This window comes from Streptomyces sp. Tu 2975 (assembly GCF_009832925.1).
Lineage (GTDB): Bacteria > Actinomycetota > Actinomycetes > Streptomycetales > Streptomycetaceae > Streptomyces.
Window position 1 is genome coordinate 567,134 of the sequence record NZ_CP047140.1, and the last position, 19,848, is coordinate 586,981.

14 protein-coding genes and 2 pseudogenes are annotated in these 19,848 nt (G+C 69.3%); 7 read left to right on the forward strand and 9 right to left on the reverse strand.

Translation table 11 applies throughout. The annotated features are described in order from the left end of the window. Positions 1-65 precede the first annotated feature (65 nt). The 3 genes from GLX30_RS02390 to GLX30_RS02400 all read right to left on the reverse strand — a co-directional run bounded on the left by GLX30_RS02390 (position 66) and on the right by GLX30_RS02400 (position 3,441). Positions 66-941 (reverse strand): carbohydrate ABC transporter permease, encoded by an 876-nt coding sequence (locus GLX30_RS02390; protein ID WP_159682942.1) that lies wholly within the window; start codon positions 939-941, stop codon positions 66-68. Positions 942-956: 15 nt separating this feature from the next. Beyond that, positions 957-1,916 carry a sugar ABC transporter permease gene (locus tag GLX30_RS02395; RefSeq protein WP_159682945.1) on the reverse strand — a complete coding sequence of 320 codons (960 nt, stop codon included), beginning with the start codon at positions 1,914-1,916 and terminating at the stop codon, positions 957-959. Between the two features lie 109 nt (positions 1,917-2,025). Further along, positions 2,026-3,441, reverse strand: a complete 1,416-nt coding sequence (locus tag GLX30_RS02400; protein ID WP_159682948.1) for an extracellular solute-binding protein — start codon at positions 3,439-3,441, stop codon at positions 2,026-2,028. A 369-nt stretch (positions 3,442-3,810) separates the two neighbouring features. Between GLX30_RS02400 and GLX30_RS02405 the strand changes: the two are divergent. From GLX30_RS02405 to GLX30_RS02435, 7 genes and pseudogenes are all read left to right on the forward strand, one after another. Further along, positions 3,811-7,213: pseudogene (locus tag GLX30_RS02405) on the forward strand (CARDB domain-containing protein). Positions 7,214-7,505: 292 nt separating this feature from the next. Beyond that, positions 7,506-7,970 (forward strand): SRPBCC family protein, encoded by a 465-nt coding sequence (locus tag GLX30_RS02410; protein ID WP_159682950.1) that lies wholly within the window; start codon positions 7,506-7,508, stop codon positions 7,968-7,970. Positions 7,971-8,722: 752 nt separating this feature from the next. Further along, positions 8,723-9,283, forward strand: a complete 561-nt coding sequence (ssuE, locus tag GLX30_RS02415; RefSeq protein WP_159682953.1) for an NADPH-dependent FMN reductase — start codon at positions 8,723-8,725, stop codon at positions 9,281-9,283. 68 nt (positions 9,284-9,351) lie between these two features. Beyond that, positions 9,352-10,437, forward strand: a complete 1,086-nt coding sequence (locus GLX30_RS02420) for an ABC transporter substrate-binding protein (protein ID WP_159682955.1) — start codon at positions 9,352-9,354, stop codon at positions 10,435-10,437. An 8-nt stretch (positions 10,438-10,445) separates the two neighbouring features. Then, positions 10,446-11,285: an ABC transporter ATP-binding protein gene (locus GLX30_RS02425; RefSeq protein WP_159682957.1), complete on the forward strand. Its 840-nt coding sequence runs from the start codon at positions 10,446-10,448 to the stop codon at positions 11,283-11,285. Between the two features lie 178 nt (positions 11,286-11,463). After that, the gene (locus tag GLX30_RS02430) at positions 11,464-12,186 is read left to right on the forward strand and encodes an ABC transporter permease (protein WP_244257966.1); all 723 of its coding nucleotides are present in this window, start codon (positions 11,464-11,466) and stop codon (positions 12,184-12,186) included. 101 nt (positions 12,187-12,287) lie between these two features. Beyond that, the gene (locus GLX30_RS02435; RefSeq protein WP_159682962.1) at positions 12,288-13,649 is read left to right on the forward strand and encodes an LLM class flavin-dependent oxidoreductase; all 1,362 of its coding nucleotides are present in this window, start codon (positions 12,288-12,290) and stop codon (positions 13,647-13,649) included. Positions 13,650-14,058: 409 nt separating this feature from the next. Here the strand turns inward: GLX30_RS02435 and GLX30_RS02440 are convergent. The 6 genes and pseudogenes from GLX30_RS02440 to GLX30_RS02465 form a co-directional block, all read right to left on the reverse strand. Continuing rightward, positions 14,059-14,694 (reverse strand): annotated as a pseudogene (locus GLX30_RS02440) (histidine phosphatase family protein); the annotation flags it as partial. Between the two features lie 144 nt (positions 14,695-14,838). After that, complete coding sequence (locus GLX30_RS02445; RefSeq protein ID WP_159682967.1) at positions 14,839-15,309, reverse strand: SRPBCC family protein; 471 nt, start codon at positions 15,307-15,309, stop codon at positions 14,839-14,841. Between the two features lie 12 nt (positions 15,310-15,321). Then, positions 15,322-15,825, reverse strand: a complete 504-nt coding sequence (locus tag GLX30_RS02450; protein ID WP_159682969.1) for a nucleoside deaminase — start codon at positions 15,823-15,825, stop codon at positions 15,322-15,324. A 143-nt stretch (positions 15,826-15,968) separates the two neighbouring features. Further along, the gene (locus tag GLX30_RS02455; protein ID WP_159682971.1) at positions 15,969-17,825 is read right to left on the reverse strand and encodes a carbamoyltransferase C-terminal domain-containing protein; all 1,857 of its coding nucleotides are present in this window, start codon (positions 17,823-17,825) and stop codon (positions 15,969-15,971) included. Then, positions 17,822-18,886, reverse strand: coding sequence for an FAD-binding oxidoreductase (locus GLX30_RS02460; protein WP_159682973.1), 1,065 nt, complete (start codon positions 18,884-18,886; stop codon positions 17,822-17,824). The genes GLX30_RS02455 and GLX30_RS02460 overlap by 4 nt, the downstream gene beginning before the upstream one ends. Next, positions 18,883-19,848 carry a hypothetical protein gene (locus tag GLX30_RS02465; RefSeq protein ID WP_159682975.1) on the reverse strand — a complete coding sequence of 322 codons (966 nt, stop codon included), beginning with the start codon at positions 19,846-19,848 and terminating at the stop codon, positions 18,883-18,885. Before GLX30_RS02465 ends, GLX30_RS02460 begins: the two co-directional genes overlap by 4 nt.

The window sequence follows — 19,848 nt, forward strand, 5'->3', positions numbered from 1 at the left end:
GGCCGGCGGCGGAGGCTTCATGGGTGAGCGCGGAGGGCGGGGCCGTGAGGATGGTGCCGGGCCTGTCAGCCCTTGAGGCCGCCCGCGGTGAGACCGCTCATGATGTTGCGCTGGAAGAGGAGGAAGATGAGCAGCGTCGGCACGGAGGCGATGGTGAGCGCCGCTATCAGGATGTTCTCGGGCACACCGGTGGACAGGGAGTAGATGCCGACGTTCAGCGTCTGCTTGGTCGGGTCGGGCAGGGTGAGCATCGGCCAGAGGAAGTCCTTCCAGACGCCGACCACCGCGAAGATGGAGACGACGCCCAGAATGGGCCGTGAGATGGGCAGCACGATCGACCGGAGCGTGCGCATGGGGCTCGCGCCGTCCATGGAGGCCGCGTCGAGCAGCTCCTTCGGGATGGAGTCGAAGAAGCGCTTCAGCAGGAAGATGTTGAAGGCGTTGGTGACGGACGGCAGCCAGATCGCCCAGGGCGAGTTCAGCAGGTTGCGTTCGAAGACCGGCACGTCGAGCACGGTCAAGTACTGGGGCACGACGAGCACGGTCGCCGGGATCATGAGCGTGGCGAGCATCATGCCGAGGATCGCCTTGCCGAAGACCGGCCTGAGGCGGGACAGCGAGTAGGCCGCTGCCACGTCGAGGACCAGCTGGAAGGCGAGGGCCCCGAAGGCGTAGTAGAGGGTGTTGAACAGCAGCCGGGCCAGGTCCATGACCTCCCAGGCCCGCGAGTAGTTCTCGGGGTGGAGGGCGTCCGGCACCAGGGTCGGCGGGGTCTGGACGACTTCCTGGGTGGTCTTGAGTCCGCCGGAGACCATCCAGTACAGCGGGCCCAGGAAGACCAGCGTGAACACGACGACGACCAGGGAGAAGGTGGCCCAGTAGAAGACCTTGCCGCGGGGCCGTGCCAGCTGGGCCGGCGAGATGAGAGTGCGTGTGGTCATCTGTCGGTTCCCGTCCTACTCGTCCTCGGCGCGGCTGAGTTTCACGTACACGGCCGAGATTCCGGCGAGCAGCACGAGCAGCACCAGGCCGAGCGCCGCCGCGGCGCCGTAGTTGTTGAAGTTGAAGGCGTACTGGTAGATGAGATACACGACGGTGGTGGTCGAGCCCTCCGGGCCCGCGCCGCCGGTGAGCAGGAAGGGCTCCACGAACACCTGCATGGTCGCGATGACCTGCATGAGCAGCATCAGCGAGAGAATCAGCCGGGTCTGCGGGACGGTGACGTGCCAGATCTTCCGGAGGACGCCGGCGCCGTCGAGTTCGGCCGCTTCGTAGAGTTCGCCCGGGATGCCCTGGAGTGCCGCCAGGTAGATCAGGGTGGCGCCGCCCATGTTCATCCAGGTCGCCGCGACGACGACGGAGAGCATCGAGGTGTCGGGGTCCTGGAGCCACTGCTGGGCGGGCAGGCCGAAGAATCCGAGGATCTCGTTGAAGAGTCCGTAGCCCGGGTCGTAGAGGTACTTGAACAGCAGCACCGACGCGACCGGCGGCAGCATCACCGGCAGGTAGACCAGCATGCGCAGGTAGCCCTGGGCGTGGCGGAACTCGTTGAGCACCACGGCGACGAGGAACGGCACGGCGAAGCCGAGGAGCAGCGCGAGGACCGTGAACAGTGCGGTGTTGCGCCATGCCTGCCAGAAAGCCGGGTCGTTGAAGACGGTGGTGAGGTTGGACCAGCCGGCCCAGGAGGTCTGTCCGCCCTCCGTCTTCTGGAAGGCGAGCAGGAACTCCCTGACCATCGGGTACCAGGAGAAGAACGAGAAGCAGAGCACGGCGCCGATCAGAAAACCGTGGGCCGTGAGGTTGCGGCGAAGGGCCTTGGCGAAGCTTCCGCCGCGGGGCCGCGGGACGTCCCCGCGGTGCCGCGAGCGGCGGGGCCCGGCCGCCTTGTCCGTGGTCATGGTGGGGGCCGACATGGTTGCTCCTCGGTGCGTCGTACCGACGTGACGGTGCCGGCGCGCCGGCTGTCGAGGCCGGCGCGTCGGCGGGGTGCACGGGGCCGGGCGGGCCCGGTCCCCGTGGGGGTCACCCGGTGGCGAGCACCTGATCGACCTGTGACGCGGCGGTCGTGAGGAGCTTGTCGATGTCGGCGTCCTCGTTGGTGAGGATGCCGGACATCACGTTGTCGAGGACCTTGTAGATCTCCTGGGCCTTGGGCGGTTCGGCCTTGCCCGGGACCGGGTTGTCCATGAAGGACTCGAAGTTGGCGACGGGCATGGTGGCGTGCTGGGCGCGGGCGGCATCGTCCTTGCTCTTGGACCCGTCGAGCCAGAAGTTGGGCTGCGGGAGCCCGACCGGCAGTTTGTCCGCCTTGCTGCGCGCCCAGTCGAACTGACCCTTACCGACCGTGAGGTTCTTGAAGTTGAGCCAGGCGACGGCAGCCTTGATCTTGTCCGGGGAGATCCCCTTCTTGATCATGTAGTTGTTGCCGCCGGCCAGTGTGCTGCGCTCACCCGGTATCGGTCCCATGCCGAAGTTCTCGTACGAGGCGCCGAGTTGCTGAACCATGTAGGTGATGTCGTCGGGGGCGGCCAGGAACATTCCGAGCTTGTCGGAGGCGATCTGCTTCTGGAGGTCGCCCCACTTCAGCAGCTGCGTCCGCCCCATGCTCTGGTCCTGCCAGCGCATGGCGTGGAGGTTCGCCGCGACCTGCTTGCCGATGTCGTTGTCGAAGGCGGCCTTCTTGCCGGTCGCGTCGACGATGTCGCCACCGAGGCTGTACATCTGTGCGGTGAAGTGCCAGCCGCCGGTGTTCCCGGCGCTGTACTCGCCGAAGCCGGCGATGCCCTTGCCGAGTCCGGCGATCTTCTTGGCGGCCGTACGGACCTCGGCCCAGGTGCGGGGCGGGTCGTCCGGGTCGAGTCCGGCCTGCTGGAACAGCTTGCGGTTGATGAGCAGGCCCATCGTGTAGTTGCTGGTGGGCAGGCCGTACAGCTTGCCTTCGTGCTTGAGGGAGTTCAGGACGTCCGGGTCGATGTCGCCCAGCAGCGGGACGGTCCTGTCGGTGACGTACGCGCTGATGTCCGCGGCGCCGTCGTTGTCCAGCACCTGCGGCAGATCGGTGAAGTAGGTGTAGAAGACGTCCGGCTGGGACTTCGCCTTCAGCATGGCGGTGAAGCGCGGCGGTTCCAGGCACTGGCCGGGGGTGGAGCGGCCCTCGATCGTGATGTCCGGGTAGGTCTTGTTGAACGTTGCGACGTCTTCCTTCCACTGCTTGAGCTCTGCGGCCTTGGCGGCCGGCGGCATGCAGTCGATCGTGAGCGTCAGTTTCGTCTTCGGGTCCAGTGGAGCGGCTGGGTCGGAGTTGCCGCCGTTGTCGGATCCGCCGCTGTTGTCGCTGCTGCTGCTCGTGCCGCAGGCGGCGAGCGCGGTGAGCGTGAGAGCGGAGACGAGGGTGACCGCGCCGGCGCGGCGTGAACGACGGAACCGAGCACTTCTCATGGATGGTCCCCTTCGGGCATGAACGTGGAAGGCGCCCCACCACCGATGCGAGGCGGGGCGTCGCACACTCAATCATCAGCATCAGGTGAACGCAATATCTCGCGCTTGTTCCGTAATTGATTGACAGTCGGTTGCAGGACAGGGCGGTCGCGCCCGAGGGCCCCTTCTGCGGGCGGGATCCCGGGACTCCGCACCGCTGGAGCCCCACGCCGCGCACGGCAGGTACGCAAGGACCGTTGACAAACGAACCGAGCGCTAGAAACCTGTCAGCGCACTCAGCGCAAACATTCGACTGAATCACTCAAATTCTGTCCCAGGAGCGCTGCACCGGCTCCGGGGCCCGCCGTCTCCTACGGAACCGAGGACACCATGAGACGCAGACTGTTCAGATGGCGACTGCTGCCGGGCACACTCGTGGCCGGCCTTGTCGCCGCCGGGCTGCTGCCCGTCAGCACTGCTCACGCGGCTGATCCGAGCCCCAACCTCGCCCTCGGCAGGACCGCGACCGCAGGCGGCTCCCACGGGTCCTACCCCGCCGCCAACACCACCGACGGCAGTCAGCATTCGTACTGGGAGGGCCCGGCCGGCAGCTTCCCGCAATGGGTCCAGGTCGACCTCGGCAGCCGGACGGACGTGGACCGGGTGGTACTGAAGCTGCCCTCCACATGGGAGGCGCGCACCGAGACGCTCAGCGTCCAGGGCAGCGGCGACGGCAGCGCCTTCAGCACGCTCTCGGCGTCCGCGGCCAGGTCGTTCGGCCCGTCACAGACGAACACCGTGGGCATCGACGTCACCGCTGACGACATCCGCTACGTCCGTGTGCACGTCACCGCCAACACCGGCTGGAACGCCGCGCAGCTCTCCGAGATCGAGGTCTACGGAGAGACCGAGGACACCGGCAACCCGCCCGTGGACGGCGCCGACCTGGCCCGCGGCAAACCGATCGAGGCGTCCTCGACGACGCAGTCGTATGTCGCCACCAACGCCAACGACGCCCGTGTCACCACCTACTGGGAATCCGGCGGCCATCCCTCGACGCTTACGGTGAAGCTGGGTTCCCATGCGGACGTCGAGGCCGTCGTGGTCAAGCTCGACCCGAACCCGATATGGGGAGCCCGGACCCAGAGCATCCAGGTGCTCGGCCGTGAGCAGTCCGCGAGCGGCTTCACCTCGCTGAAGGACCGCGCCGACTACCGCTTCTCCCCTTCCACGAACCAGAACACTGTGACCATTCCGGTCAGCGGCCGCTACGCCGACGTGCAGCTGAAGTTCTTCGGCAACACCGGAGCCCCCGGCGGGCAGGTGGCCGAGTTCCAGGTCATCGGCACCGCGGCACCCAACCCCGACCTCACGCTCACGGAGCTGACGTGGTCACCGGCCGCTCCCTCCGAGAGGGACGCCGTGACCGTGAACGCGACGGTACGCAACGCCGGAACGGCGACGGCCGGCGCGACCACACTCGACGTCAGTCTCGAAGGCGTCGTCGTGGGCAGCGCCCCGGTGGAAGCCCTCGCCGCGGGCGCCACGGCCACCGTCACGGTCGACGTCGGCAGACGCCCCACGGGCAGGTACACCGTCACGGCCGTGGTCGACCCGACCGACACGATCGTCGAGGCGGACGACACCAACAACAGCCGCACCGGCGCCTCCCCCTGGTCGTCGGCCAGAGCCCCGGACCGGACCTGGAGGTCCGCTCCATCACCACCAGCCCGGCGAACCCCGCCGTCGGAGCCCCGGTGACCTTCACCGTGGCGGTGCACAACCGCGGCACCACCGCCATCAGCGCCGGCACCGTCACCCGCCTGGTAGCGGGCAGCACCACGCTCCAGGGCACGACCGGCCAGGTCCCCGCCGGCGGGACCGTCGACGTACCCATCGGCGGCAGCTGGACCGCCACCAGCGGCGGCGCGACGCTCACGGCCACCGCCGACGCGACGGCCCTGGTCGCCGAGACCGACGAGAACAACAACGTGCTCGCGCGTTCCGTGGTCGTCGGACGCGGAGCCGCGGTGCCGTACGCCGAGTACGAGGCCGAGGACGCCCGTTACGAGGGCACCCTGCTCACCGCCGACCAGAAGCGCACGTTCGGGCACACCAACTTCGCCACCGAGTCCTCCGGCCGCAAGTCGGTCCGGCTGAACTCCACCGGGCAGTACGTCGAGTTCACCTCCACCAACGCGTCCAACTCGATCGTCGTGCGTAACTCCGTCCCCGACGCTCCCGGCGGCGGAGGCGCGGACGCCACCATCAGTCTCTACGCCGACAACACCTTCGTGCGGAAGCTGACCCTCTCGTCCAAGCACAGCTGGCTGTACGGCAACACCGACGGTCCCGAAGGGCTGACGAACACCCCGCAGGCCGATGCCAGGCGCCTGTTCGACGAGTCCCACGCGCTGCTGTCGCAGACCTATCCGCCCGGTACGAAGTTCCGGCTGCAACGCGACGCGGGCGACTCTGCGGCCTTCTACATCATCGACCTGATCGACCTGGAGCAGGTGGCCCCACCGGCGAGCCCCCGGCCGGGTGCACCTCGATCACGTCCTACGGAGCGGTGCCCAACGACGGGATCGACGACACGGACGCCATCCAGCGCGCGGTGACCGCCGACCAGAAGGGTGACATCGGCTGCGTGTGGATCCCGGCGGGGCAGTGGCGCCAGGAGCAGAAGATCCTCACCGATGACCCGCTCGACCGGGGCACCCACAACCAGGTCGGCATCAGGGACGTCATCATCCGCGGCGCGGGCATGTGGCACTCCCAGCTCTACACGCTGACCCCGCCCCACGAGGCGGGCGGCATCAACCACCCCCACGAGGGCAACTTCGGCTTCGACATCGACGACAACACCAGGATCTCCGACATCGCGATCTTCGGCTCGGGAACCATCCGGGGCGGGGACGGCAACGCCGAGGGCGGGGTCGGTCTCAACGGCCGGTTCGGCCAGGACACCAAGATTTCCAACGTGTGGATCGAGCACGCGAACGTCGGTGCCTGGGTCGGCCGCGACTACTCGAACATCCCCGAGCTGTGGGGTCCGGGAGACGGCCTCGAGTTCACCGGGATGCGCATCAGGAACACGTACGCCGACGGCATCAACTTCGCCAACGGCACGCGCAACTCGACGGTGTTCAACTCCTCGTTCCGCAACACCGGTGACGACGCCCTGGCAGTGTGGGCCAGCCGGTACGTCAAGGATCCCGCCACCGACATCGGTCACGACAACCACTTCCGCAACAACACCGTCCAGCTTCCCTGGCGGGCCAACGGCGTCGCAATCTACGGCGGTTACGGAAACACCATCGAAAACAACCTGATCTCCGACACGATGAACTACCCCGGCATCATGCTGGCGACCGACCACGATCCGCTGCCCTTCTCCGGCCGAACCCTGATCGCCGGCAACGCGCTGCACCGCACGGGCGGAGCCTTCTGGGGTGAGGCACAGGAATTCGGCGCGATCACGCTCTTCGCGGCGGGACAGGACATCCCCGGAGTCACCATCCGGGACACCGAGATCCGCGACTCCACGTACGACGGCATCCAGTTCAAGTCGGGCGGGGGCGCCGTGCCGGGCGTGCAGATCCAGAACGTCCTCATCGACAGGTCCAACAACGGCTCGGGCATCCTGGCCCACGGCGGCGCCCGTGGCAGCGCGACCCTGACGGACGTGACCGTCACGAACTCGGCCGAGGGCCATGTGGTGATCGAACCGGGCTCGCAGTTCGTGATCAACGGTGCGCCCGCCATGGCGTCGGGGAGGAGAACACGGTGACCGGCCGACCGGCCCGGGACTGATCGTCGCCGGAGCACCTCCCACGGAGGACCGATCGTGGCCCCGGCCGAGGCGTATGTCGTACCGAGACACCGCCGGAGCCGGGGCCACGTGCCGTGCTCCGGCGACCCCCGCGCGCGGCGGAGCGGGCCCTCGCGCCAGGGCGCGGCGAAGAGGGACGTGAGGACCGGGCGTAACGGGGTACCCGGAGCTCAGCACGGGCGGTCCGGGCGCTCCCCGGACCCGGCGCCGTGCTGAAAGAGGGATCGCCGCAGAACAGAAGGAGGCACTGATGAGCACCGTGAAGGAAGCCGTCGAGGTCGAGGTTCCGGTGCGGACCGCGTACAACCAGTGGACCATGTTCGAGGAGTTCCCCCGCTTCATGGAGGGCGTCGAGGAGATCCGGCAGATCGACGACCGTCACAACCACTGGACGACCAAGGTCGGCGGGGTGCGTCGCGAGTTCGACACGGAGATCGTCGACCAGTTCCCCGACGAGCGGATCGCCTGGCGGACCGTCAGTGGTGACACACAGCAGAAGGGCACCGTCCGCTTCGAGCGTCTGGATGACACGCACACGCGGGTGGAGCTGGTCATGGACATCGAACCGTCCGGTCCGGCGGAGAAGGTCGCCGATGTCACCGGCACCATCGACCGGCGCGTCAAGGGGGACATGCGGAGGTTCAAGGACTACATCGAGAGCCAGGGCGGCGAGTCCGGCGGCTGGCGCGGCCGGATCGCACCGGGCGACATGTGACGTCCTTCGCTTGGCGAACGGGACCCGCGGCCTGACCCGCCCGACGATGTCGAGGCACGGCCGCTGCACCGTTTCGCCACGCGGGTCTGCTTCCCCGTAGACCGGTGGCCCCCTGCACACGGGTGCCTCGCGACCGGCCGGCGCGCACTGCGCGCCGGCCGGTCCGTCGTGTACGGGGCACGGTGCCGCGGGGTTTTGATCGGCCTCGTCCCCACGCGGCGACGTGGGGCGACGCACCGCCTTCCGGCCGCTGCGAAAACGGTTTGTGAACGGCGGACTTCAGGCGCATGGCGAGGTATTCGGCATGTGAGACGACACCGATTCCCGCATTGACGTGGCTGATCCGCGCTGCCAGCCTCATGGACGTGAGCCAGTCAGCGAACTTCACCGCGCGGCGCCACGTCGATCTTCGACGGCACGCCAGCGCCCTCTGTCTGTTCCGCCACTGCGGCTGCTAGGAGCTGTCCGGGCCGAGAAGATCGCCCGGACAGGGCCTCGGTGGCCCTCCGGCGCGTCGCTCCTCGCCTGATTCGTGGGGGTGCCGGCCCCGTCCGCAGGCCCCGCCTCGTCCGCGGGCCCCGCCTCGTCCGCGGGCCCCGCCTCGTCCGCGCTCGCGGCCCGGCCATGGGGTGAGTCCTTCTTCCTCCGGCGCCCGTCTTTCCTTCCTGCCATTCTTCGCCATTCTTCGCCATTCTTCGGCATTCCCTCGCTGCGACTGTGCCGGGCTGCCGTATTTCGCCCAGGAGGCTGCTGTGCCGTCCGTCGTCGCTATTTCCGGAAGCCCGTCCGCCGATTCCCGGACCGCCCGCGTGGTCCAGCACGTGCTCCACCGGCTCGCGGTCGGCGGGCAGGGCGCCGACCACATCGTCGTACGGGACCTGCCCGCGCAGGAACTCCTCAGGGGGTCCGTCGCGCACCCCGCGTTGGGTCAGGCGCTGGAGGCCGTGGCGCGCGCCGAGGGCGTCGTGGTGGCCACGCCCGTGTACAAGGCCTCGTACAGCGGCCTTGTGAAGGTGTTCCTCGATCTGCTGCCGCAGGCCGGGCTGGCAGGCAAGACGGTGCTGCCGCTCGTCACCGGCGGCAGCCTCGCGCACATGCTCGCCATGGACTACGCCCTGCGACCCGTGCTGTCGGCGCTGGGCGCCCGCCATGTGGTGCCCGGTGCATTCCTGCTGGACTCGGCGATCGAGCGTCTGGGAGCGGACGCGTGCCGGGTCGACCCGGCAGCCGAGCTGCGGCTGCTGGAGGCAGTGGACGGGTTCACCCGTGCGCTCACCGGCCGGGAGTCGCTCACCCTCATCGCAAGCACCTGAGCCCCGGGCGCCCCATGTCTCCGCTCTCTCGCCGTCCCTCCCCCTCTCTCCCTGAACAGGAAGTTCCCATGAGCACGTTGCCCCCGGCGGACCGACGCCGGTTCCTCGCCCTGCTCGGTCTCTCGGCGGTCGCGGTCGGCTGCGGCAGGGCCGTGGGGGGTGGATCCTCCGGCAAGGGCCGGACCAGGACCCTTCGCTACCAGGGCTGGACGGGCCAGGTCACCCCCGCAGAACTCGCGCAGGACCTCGGGCATCTGGAGGACGTGAAGCTGGAGTGGGTCGGCAACACCATCAGCGGCCCGCAGGACATCCAGTCGGCGGCCACGGGTCAGACCGACTTCGGCGGCGCGTTCAACGGCGCGGTGGTCAAGCTCGCCGCGAACGGCGCTCCGGTCAAGGCCGTCATCAGTTACTACGGCTCCGACAGGGATGCCTACAGCGGCTACTACGTACTCGCCGACAGCCCGATCCGCTCCGCCCGCGACCTCATCGGCAGGAGGGTCGGCATGAACACCCTCGGCGCCCACTCGGAAGCCATGCTGGCCATATACCTCCAGCGCAGCGGCCTCCACGCAGCGGACGCCGCCAAGGTCGAGTCGCTCGTCGTGCCTCCGGTCAACACCGAGCAGTCCTTGCGCCAGAAACAGATCGAGGTCGCCGTGCTGAGCGGTGTGCTCCGGGACAAGGCGCTCGCGAACGGCGGCCTGCGGCCGCTCTTCACCGACCACCAGCTCCTCGGCTCCTTCAGCGCCGGGACGTACGTCATGACCGAGCGGTTCATCGAGCAGAACCCCGACACGGTAAGGACGTTCGTCACGGGCGTCGGGCGCGCGCTCGACTGGTCGCGCACCACGCCCCGCGACGAGGTAGTCGCGCGCATGACGGAGATCGTCAAGAAGCGGGGACGGAACGAGGACGTCGCCACGCTGCGCTACTGGAGGTCGTTCGGCGTCGCCCGGCCCGGCGGTCGCATCGCCAAGGACGAATTCCGGCTCTGGATCGATTGGCTGGCCGAGCGCGGCGACATCGACCGGGGCCGGGTCAAGTCCGACGCGCTCTACAGCAACGCATACAACGACGCGGCGTCCGCGTCGCCTTCGCCCTCAGCGCCGAAGGCGACAGCGACAGCGACAGCGACAGCGGGCGGGAGGTGAGGAGCACCATGGCTGATTCCGTGAACGCGCACACGGCCAAAATCGTTCTCGACGGTGTACGCAAGGAGTTCCCCGTCAAGGGCAGGGACGGCGAACGGGCCGCGGTCACCGCCCTGGACGGCATCGACCTCACCGTCGGCGCCGGCGAGTTCCTCGTCGTGGTGGGCCCCAGCGGCTGCGGCAAGTCGTCCCTGCTGGACCTGCTCGGAGGCCTGTCCGGGCCCACCTCGGGCAGCATCCTGCTCGACGGCTCACCGGTCACCGGGCCGGGCCTGGACCGTGGCATCGTGTTCCAGCAGTACGCGCTGCTGCCCTGGCGCACTGCCCAGGGCAACGTCGAGTTCGGTCTGGAGGCCACCGGCGTACCGAGGCGTGAACGCGCCGCCCGCGCCCGGGAGTTCCTGGACCTGGTGGGGCTGAGCGGGTTCGAGGGCCGTCATCCGCACGAGCTGTCGGGCGGTATGCGGCAGCGCGTCGCGATCGCGCGGAGCCTCGCGTACGACCCGGACGTCCTGCTGATGGACGAACCGTTCGCGGCGCTGGACGCCCAGACCAGGGAGTCCCTCCAGGACGAGCTGCTGCGCATCTGGCAGCGCACCGGAAAGACGGTCGTGTTCATCACGCACGGCATCGACGAAGCCGTCCACCTGGGACAGCGCGTGGCCGTCATGACCTCCCGGCCCGGCCGGATCAAGGAAGTCGTACCGATCGACCTGCCCGCCCGCACCAGCAGCGACGATCCGCGTTCCAGTCCCGAGTTCGCCCGGTACCGGCACCGGATCTGGTCCCTGCTGCGCGACGAGGTGTCCAGGGCCCAGCAGGAGGAAAGAGAAGGAGTCGCCGTATGAGTCCCGTGACCGAAGCCGGCACCGGCCTCGCCCCGCATCCCGTGGCGCGCCCCGAGGGAGCCGCTCCGCAGCCGGTGGCCGCCCCGGCCGCTCCCCGCCGCGCCGCAAGCGGTTCCGCTCGGCCGCCCGCCGGTCGGCGTACGGCCTCGTCAGGGCCGGCACCTCATCGGTGGCCGTCTTGGCGCTGGTCCTGCTGTGGGAGGCGGCGCCCCGGTTCGGGCTGGTCGACCGGACGTTCCTGCCTCCGTTCAGTGAGGTCGCCCGGGCGTGGTGGCAGCTCGCCGTCGACGGGCAGCTCGCCGACAACGCGAGCGCCAGCCTCACCCGTTCGCTCAGCGGGTTCGCGATCGCGGTGGCGTTCGCCGTCCCTCTCGGGCTGCTGATCGGCTGGTACCGGCCGGTGGCGGACCTCCTCGGGCCGCTGCTCGAAGTGTTCCGCAACACCGCCGCCCTCGCGCTGCTTCCCGTGTTCGTGCTGTTGCTCGGCATCGGGGAGACGTCCAAGATCTCCATCGTCGTGTACGCCTGCACGTGGCCGGTGCTGCTGAGCACGATCAGCGCGGTGCGTTCCGTGGATCCGACGCTGCTGAGGCTCGCCCGATCGCTGGACCTGTCCCCGGTCCGGCTGTTCCAGAAGGTGATCCTCCCGGCGTCCGTGCCGGCGGTCTTCACCGGGATCAGGCTCGCCGGGGCGGTGTCCATCCTCGTGCTGGTCGCGGCCGAGATGATCGGCGCCAAGGCGGGACTCGGCCATCTGATCAACAGCTCCCAGTACAACTTCGCCATCCCGCAGATGTACGCCGGGATCATCACGATCTCCGCGATCGGCGTGGCCTTCAATCAGCTCCTGGTCGCCCTGGAACGGCGGCTCAGCTCCTGGCGGGTCCCCGCGAACGGCTGAACCGGCCGCTTCTGCTGCCTGATCCCGTTCCCGCTCCTGCCGACTGCCGCCGCTTTCGCCCGCTTTCCGTCTCCCCCGCCCTCACCGCCAAGGACTCCGCCATGCCTTCCTCGCCACCTCGCCACCTGCACCTCAACGCCTTTCTGATGAACGCCGGTCACCACGACGCGGCCTGGCGACATCCCCTCACCCAACCGGAGCGCGTCACCGACCTGACGTACTTCCAGCAGCTGGCGATGACCGCCGAACGTGGCCTGCTCGATTCGGTGTTCCTCGCCGACGGCCTGACCCTGCCGGGCAACGTCCGCCACAACGCCCTGGGCGGCTTCGAACCGCTCACGCTCCTGTCGGCGCTTGCCGCCGTCACCGAGCACATCGGGCTCATCGCCACCGTCTCGACCACGTTCAACGAACCGTTCACCACGGCCCGCGCGTTCGCCTCCCTCGACCACCTGAGCGGCGGCCGGGCCGGATGGAACATCGTGACCTCCGGGAACGTCGACGAGGCCCGGAACTTCGGGCGGGACGAACACCTCGAGCACGGCCTCCGCTACGAGCGGGCACGGGAGTTCGTCGATGTCGCAGTGAAGCTGTGGGACAGCTGGGAGGGCGACGCGATCGTTCTCGACCGTGCGAACGGCGTCTACGCGGACACCGACAAGGTCCGGCCGATCGACCACCGGGGAACACACTTCCAGGTGCGCGGCCCCCTGAACGTGCCCCGCTCCCCGCAGGGGCGGCCGCTGCTGGTGCAGGCGGGATCCTCGGAGGACGGCAAGGAGTTCGCCGCCAGGTACGCGGAAGCGGTGTTCACCGCGCAACAGACCTTGGCCGACGCGCAGGCGTTCTACAAGGACCTCAAGAGCCGGACGGCCCGCCACGGTCGCGCGGCCGACGACGTGAGGATCCTTCCCGGCGTCTGCCCTGTGATCGGTTCGACAGAGGCGGAGGCCCGTGCCCTGGCACAGCAGCTCACCGACCTCCAGGTGCCCGAGTACGGCGTGGCCCAGCTTTCGGGGATGCTCGGGACCGACCTGACGGGTCTGCCACTCGACGGGCCGCTGCCGGAACTCCCGGACGAGCGGGACATCAACGGCAACAAGAGCCGCTTCAGGCTCGTCGCCGAGCTGGCCCGGCGGGAGGGGCTCACCCTGCGGGAGCTGATCGCCCGCCTCGGCGGTGGTCGCGGTCACCGGGTGGTGGCGGGCACCGCGGACCAGATCGCCGACCACCTCCAGGAGTGGTTCACCGAGGGAGCGGCCGACGGATTCAACATCATGCCGCCGTACTTTCCCGGCGGGCTCGACCACTTCGTCGACCAGGTCGTGCCGATCCTCCAGGCTCGCGGCCTGTTCCGTACCGAATACACCGGCCGTACGCTGCGCGACCACTACGGCCTGGTGGGGCCGTTGGGCTCTCGTGCCGGCCTGCCGGGCGCGGTCCAGGTCGGGCGGCCCGCCTGACCTGGAGGGCCGGCACGTCGATGCCGCTGCCTGCCGCTGCGGATCCGCCGCCGGGCGGTCCGGCTCTGCACGCGCCGCTGCGAACCGGAGGACGCCGAGGGCCGGCCCCTGATGCCCTCCGCAACGCCGGACCGGGCTGCGGAGGGCCCGCCGGCCGCTGCGTCGGACGGCTCCGGCGGAGAGCTGCGCCGGTGGCAGGGCGGTTGAAAAGCCGTCCACAGGCACTCCCGGTGGGCGGCGACGGCGTCCCCCCTCACCGGCACACCTGCGTCGTCCTCATCACGCTGCGCCCGGCCTTGCACGGCCGGCCGGTCCGGAGGAGCCGGGTGCCGTGCCTTCGTCTGCGCAGCTCAGGGTGCCCCGCGTGGCGCCGGGGCTGCCTGCGGTCGCGAGCTCCACGAGGCCCGGCCTACCGCAGGTGCCCCGTGTCGTTGAGCAGCCTCACCGACGCGCTCCCGTCCGCGTCGTACGTCACCGCCGACAGCGACGCCGCCGCCAGCTCCATCCGGAACAGTGACTGCGGCGGCGCGTCCAGCGCCAGCCGCACCAGCGTCCTCAGCGGGCCGACGTGCGAGACGACCAGCACGGTCTTCCCCGCATGACGCTCCAGCAGTACATCCCGCGCCGCCGCCACCCGACGTGCCACCGCCTCGAACGGCTCGCCGCCGCCAGAGGGCGCCGCCGCCGGGGACCCCAGCCATGCCGACAGATCATCGGCGTAGCGCTCGCGCACCTCCGCGAAGGTCAGCCCCTCCCAGGCGCCGAAGTCCGCCTCGCGCAGGGCGTCCTCGACGTGTACGTCCAGGCCGAGCCGCGCGGCGACCGCCTCCGCCGTCTGCCGGCCGCGCCGCAGCGGTGAGGTGACGATCGCCTGCACGCTGCGGCGGGCGGCCAGCAGAGTGGCGGTCGCCCTGGCCTGCCGCCGCCCGGTCTCGGACAGCGGCGGGTCCGAGCCGCCGCTGCCGGAGAACCGCTTCTGGGGCGTCAGCGACGTCTCGCCGTGCCGCAGCAGCACGAGTGTCGTCGGCGTCCCCCGGTCGGCCGGGCGGCCGGAGGCGGCAAGAGCGCCTACGACCGCCGGCTCGGCCCCCGCCCCGTCGCCGGCCCCCGCGTCCGACTCCGCCGTGGACCCCGGCGGCTCCCGCTCACGCTCCGGGAGCCCCGCGCCTCTCGCCTCGTTCACCGCCGGCTACTTCTTCGGCGATGCGAAATGGTCCCGCACGGAGTCGGTCTGCTTCTCCATCATGGCGAGGATCGCCTTGACGACGTCGGGGTCGGCGTCGTCGGCCATCTCCAGCTCCCGTGACCACTCGAAGTAACTGCGGTCCGGATCGTCGGTCACCGGCCGGACGCGAAGGGTGGCGGCATAGCTGAGGATGCCCATCGTCGGCGCGACGGCCCGGTAGGTGGAGGATCGCTCCACCTCGTTGCGGCCGGCGACCTCCTGCTGGACGAGGCCGTCGTTGAACGCCAGCGTGAAGTCGTACCGGGACGGCACCCTTTCGAGCGCGCCGCCTTCGGTCCAGCTCACGTTCTTCACCGCAGGGCCGGACACGATCTTCACCACCTTCATGGGGTCGCGGACCTCGGCCCAGACGGTGTCCGGACCGGCGTCGAGGATCGTCGAGTGGTGCATCGTGTGCTTCCGCTGGATCTCCAACAGAACTCCCCGTCAGTAGTCGATACGGTCGGACTTGGCCAGCCACTCGTCGAACGGCGCCGTACGGTTCGCCACGTCCAGCCGCTCGACCGGCATCGGCCACATCGACGCGGGCTTCTTGTCGAACAGGTCGTAGAACCTTCGGTCGTCGAAGCCGGCCACCGCGGCATCGTGCCGATCGGCGGCGTAGACGATCCGGTCGACGCGCGCCCACAGTGCGGAGGACAGACACATCGGGCACGGCTCGCACGAGGTGACCAGGACGCAGCCCTCGAGCGAGAAGGTGTCCAGTCGCTTGCACGCGGCGCGCATCGCGCCCACCTCGGCGTGCGCCGTCGGGTCCAGGGTCGCGGTGACCTGGTTGTTCCCGATCGCGACGACCTCGCCGTCCTTCACGACCAGGGCGCCGAAAGGACCGCCGCCGTTCGTCACGCTGTCGCGGGCCGATCTGATCGCCTGGTCCATCCAGGCGCGCTCGATCTCCTGGATGCTCGTTTCCTGGATGTGTGCGGTCATGGTGACTCCTCATCTTCTTGGGTGGGGCTCCCCGGATGCTCTGCCCGTGAGGGTCATCGCATCCGGGGCGGCAGGTGGCCCGCGGGTGTCGCCTTGGGGTGAGCGCTGCAATCAGCGCGGTCCGGCGGCTGCCGCGGAGGTCATCACGGCCGGACGCCGGCGATGTGCTCCGGTGCGACCGGGGTACGGGTCAGGTTCGGTCCCGTCACGGCCTCCGCCTTGGTGACGAGACAGTTGCCGAGCATGAGGTGATCGATCTCCGTTCCGAGAAAGCAGTTCAGCGCGTCGGCAGGGGTGCAGACGATCGGCTCGCCCGCCACGTTGAACGAGGTGTTGATCAGACAGGGAACGTCGGTCAGCGCGGTGAACCGGCGTAGCAGGGCCGCCAGCCGCGGTGTGTGCTGATCATTGATCGTCTGCACCCTGGAGGTACCGTCCACATGGACCGCACCGGGGATCACGTCACGGAACTCCGGCCGCACCGGGAAGACGAACGTCATGTACGGCGAACGCGCTTTGCGGCCCATCTCGAAGATCTTCGGCGCGTCCGACTCGAGCACGATCGGCGCGAACGGGCGGAACGGCTCGCGGTGTTTGACCTTGGTATTGATGATGTCCTTGATATCCGCGAACTTCGGGTTGGCAAGGATGCTGCGGTGACCCAGCGCCCGGGGGCCGTGCTCCGTCCGGCCCTCGTACCAGCCGATGACGACCTTCTCGGTGAGCAGTTCCGCCACCTGGGCGACGACCTCGTCGTCGGTCAGCCTCCTCCATACCACTCGACCGTCGAAGTCCCTCAGGGCCTGTTCGATCGCCGAGTCGTCGTATTCCGGTCCGAGGTACGGAGTGACCGGCGGCGCTGACATCTGCCGGCCGGTGTTGTCAGGGTGGTTGACCCAGGCGTGAACCGCGGCGCCGATGGCTATGCCCGTATCACTGGCGCCGAAACTCACGTCCATGTCGGCGAACCGCGACCCCTCGAACAGCGGAGTGTTGTTGAGGCAGTTCAGCGCCACTCCACCTTCGAAGAGCAGGTGGTCCAGATCCGTCTTGGCCTCCAGCGCGCGGAGTTGGTGGCTGGTGACGACCGTCAGCATCTCCTGTGCCGCGGCGGCGACACGGGCTTTGTATTCCAGGGTGTCCTGCACGGGACCGAAATGCTGCTCGAAGAGGGGCTCGAGGCTGCGGGGGTTGTGCGTCTCGAGGGGCCTGCAGAAGGTGTACCGCCCGTCCTCGTGCAGTTCGACGATGTGCTCGAGGAACGGGTTCGGGGACGGGGGCTCGGCGAATCCGGACAGACCCATGACCTTGTATTCGTCGTTGTTGGGGACGAAGCCCAGGTACCGGGTGATCGCGGCGAACAGGAGCCCGATCGAATACTCCGCGCCGATGGTCGACTCGTCGAAGACGCGGATCCTGCCGTCGCGGATCTCGCCGGTCAGCGACGAGAACCGTTCCGCACGGCCGTCGCTGATGAGGAACGCGGCGTCCTTCATGCCCGCCATTCGGTAGCCGGTCATCGCGTGGGCGAGGTGGTGCGGCACGAACACCACCTTTTCCGGGTCGGGGGCGAACCCGGTGCGGGCGGCGAAGTCGGCGAGGATCGCGTCGCGGCCGACGGCTCCGGTGAACAGCTCGCCGATGTTCCGCATGAGGTGCAGCTTCGCCGAGGGTGCCATCGGCGTGGACGTGATGTCGGACAGCATCCCGTCCAGGACCTCGGTCGAGAAATCCCAGGGGACGGCAACAAGGTCGATGTCGGAGAAGGTCAGTCCTGCGTGTTCAAGGCACCATGTCACGGCGTTGACCGGGAAGTCGGAGGTCTTCTTCTCCCGGTTCAGCCGCTCTTCCTCCACGGCGGCGACCAGTTCGCCGTCCACAAGCAGGGCCGCACCCGCGTCGTGGCCGAGGAGGTAGTGCCGTTCGGTGCCGACCGCGCCGAAGTGCTCGGCGAAGATTTCCGAGACGCGCGTGAATCCGTTGCACCCCAAGACGATCACGAAAATATCCTCGGCTGCTTGTCGGCCACGAGGTCGCGGATCATCTCTCCGGCTGCGGGCGCCTGGCACAGCCCCTGGCCGGAGAATCCTGCCGCGTGGAGGAACGGACGGGAGGGATGCCGGCCGATGAAGGGGGTCCCGTTCGGGCTGCCGTCGAAGGCCCCGCTCCACCCGCGATGAAGGCGGATGCCGTCGAGTGCCGGGTAGGTGGCGCCGAGTCGGTGGGACAGCCGCTCGAGCCACGCCTGCCGGGATTCGTCCGGGCCGGGGCGGCCCATCCCGATGAGGACGCGGTCCCGCCAGGACCGGATCCGCAGGCCGGAGGAGGCGTGCAGGGTCATCGGCAGGGTGGGGAGCGGAGCGGCGGGCGCGGCGGTGAGGAGCAGTTCCACGGGGTACGTGGTCACGGGGAGGTCGACGCCGGCCATGGAGGCGACCGTTCCCGACCATGGGCCGGCCGCGCACACGACGGTTCCGGCGCGGATGCTGCCCGTGGGCGTGTGGACCTGCCCGTCGGGGTCGATGCCGGTGACGGGTGTTTCCGTGCACAGGACGGCGCCGGCATCCCGGGCGGCTGCGGCGTAGCCGCGCACGATGGCGGCGGGGTCGCAGGCGTAGGCCTCGGGCGCCCAGGCTGCCGCCAGGACGGCGCGCTCGCTGAGCAGTGGGTTGAGCCGCACCGCTTCGGACGCGGTCACGAGTTCGACGTCCACCCCTGCGGCCTGCTGGGCGGCCCGGGTGCGGCGGAAGTCCTCCACCTGGTGGTTTTCGGTGAACACCACCAGGAAACCGACACGCTCCAGGCCGAGGGGTGCTCCGGTCCGCTCGGTGAAGGCGTGATATGCCGCCATGCTCCGGACGGCGAGGCTGCCGGTGCGGGGGTCGCCGGGAAAGTAGGTACGCAGGACGCCCGCGGTGCTCCCGGACGCTCCCGACCCGAGGGCGCCGCGCTCGAGCAGGACGGTGCGGACGCCGGCCTCGGCGAGATGGCAGGCTATCGAGGTGCCGATGACTCCTCCGCCGATGACGAGGGCGTCCGTGCGGGTGGGCAGAGTGCTCATGACCGCCGGCCCACATCGGCGGGGAGATGCTGACGCAGGTGGTCTCCGGCGTCCCACGGGAACAGGTGCAGGTTCCAGCCGCCCAGGCAGTTGACGTAGAGAGCCATCTGGCTCACCACGGCCAGGAAGTCGTCGCGGTCGAGATGGTCGACGCAGGACAGGAGGCGCTGGGTGAAGGCCCACAACTTCTCCATTCCGCAGTAGCCCAGGAACTCGGCCGGGACACCGACCAAGAGGCGCGCCATCTGGCGCAGAGAGTCCATCGGCATGCCGTCGACCACGCCTCGGACCAGGCCGCCGTAGGCGGCATACCCCAGCGGGCGCGTCTCACCGTTGACGAACAGAAGGGTGGGCAGAACCGTCCCGAAGCTCCCGGCCCCGGACGGTACCCACCCCCGGTGCAGATCAGCGAGCTCGGGCGGTTCGGACAGCCAGATCCGCTCGGTCTCCGCGTACACGTCGCCGATCAGGCTGTCGGCGTCGGGGGCGGCGGCGGTCAGACGGGGGATGCTGTGGCCGCCTCCCATGCCTGCCTTGCGCACCTCGACCAGGACCGGCTTCTTCGTGGAATAGACCGAGTCCCACACCGCATGCCCGGCCTCGACCAGACCCGCCATGTCGTCCGGCCGGACCTGGCCCACGGGGGATGCCGGCATCGGTTCCGTCAGAGCGCCGTACTTGATGCCCAAGTGCTGCAGCGCGGAACAGAAGACCGTCCCGTCAGGTGCCTCGCGCCGATCGAACCGGTGGGACGCGGGCAGATGCAGCAGCGAGGGGATCGGTGCGACGTGATACAGGTGGTGTCCCGCGACCAGCGCGTGCCCTTGCAGACTCCGGTAGGGCAACGACTCCCACAGCGCGTCGGCCAGCACGGCGTTGCGACCGTCGAGTTCCGCGGTGACGGTGATACCCAGGTCGGGCCACGCGATCTCGACATGTCGACCGGATAACGTCTCAGTCAC

What these genes read in the sequence shown, in the direction of transcription:
- GLX30_RS02390 (WP_159682942.1), bottom strand. Translation starts at nt 941, where the DNA reads ATGACCACACGCACTCTCATCTCGCCGGCCCAGCTGGCACGGCCCCGC.
- GLX30_RS02395 (WP_159682945.1), bottom strand. Translation starts at nt 1,916, where the DNA reads ATGTCGGCCCCCACCATGACCACGGACAAGGCGGCCGGGCCCCGCCGC.
- GLX30_RS02400 (WP_159682948.1), bottom strand. Translation starts at nt 3,441, where the DNA reads ATGAGAAGTGCTCGGTTCCGTCGTTCACGCCGCGCCGGCGCGGTCACC.
- GLX30_RS02410 (WP_159682950.1), top strand. Translation starts at nt 7,506, where the DNA reads ATGAGCACCGTGAAGGAAGCCGTCGAGGTCGAGGTTCCGGTGCGGACC.
- GLX30_RS02420 (WP_159682955.1), top strand. Translation starts at nt 9,352, where the DNA reads ATGAGCACGTTGCCCCCGGCGGACCGACGCCGGTTCCTCGCCCTGCTC.
- GLX30_RS02425 (WP_159682957.1), top strand. Translation starts at nt 10,446, where the DNA reads ATGGCTGATTCCGTGAACGCGCACACGGCCAAAATCGTTCTCGACGGT.
- GLX30_RS02435 (WP_159682962.1), top strand. Translation starts at nt 12,288, where the DNA reads ATGCCTTCCTCGCCACCTCGCCACCTGCACCTCAACGCCTTTCTGATG.
- GLX30_RS02450 (WP_159682969.1), bottom strand. Translation starts at nt 15,825, where the DNA reads ATGACCGCACACATCCAGGAAACGAGCATCCAGGAGATCGAGCGCGCC.
- GLX30_RS02460 (WP_159682973.1), bottom strand. Translation starts at nt 18,886, where the DNA reads ATGAGCACTCTGCCCACCCGCACGGACGCCCTCGTCATCGGCGGAGGA.